General features: G+C 60.9%; 1 protein-coding gene. It reads left to right on the top strand.

Annotation, left to right across the window (positions count from 1 at the left end):
* Positions 1-256, top strand: a 256-nt coding sequence (locus AACY08_RS30220; protein WP_339472753.1) for a transposase domain-containing protein, incomplete at both ends; no start/stop codon positions are given.

The raw sequence follows: 256 nt of genomic DNA, 5'->3' as shown, positions 1-256 counted from the left end.
ATCAGGCGCCGTCGTTTGCCTGCCGATCAAGTGCTCTGGCTTGTGCTTGGCATGGCGCTGTTTCGCGACGAACCGGTGCACGAGGTCGCGAGGCGGCTCAACATCTGCGCCCAAGGCTTGGCAACCGATCATCTGCTGGCTCGTAGCGGTGTAACAGAAGCCCGCAAGCGGCTCGGTTCAGATCCTGTCGAGTGGCTATTTCGCAAAACCGGCACTCAATGGGGCTCCGAGCGGTACACCGATGATACGTGGCAGG

The organism is Pseudomonas sp. EL_65y_Pfl1_R83, assembly GCF_963970695.1.
GTDB classification, from domain to species: domain Bacteria; phylum Pseudomonadota; class Gammaproteobacteria; order Pseudomonadales; family Pseudomonadaceae; genus Aquipseudomonas; species Aquipseudomonas tritici.
The sequence above is the reverse complement of the archived record's forward strand: the minus strand, read 5'-3'. Positions and strand labels throughout refer to the sequence as shown.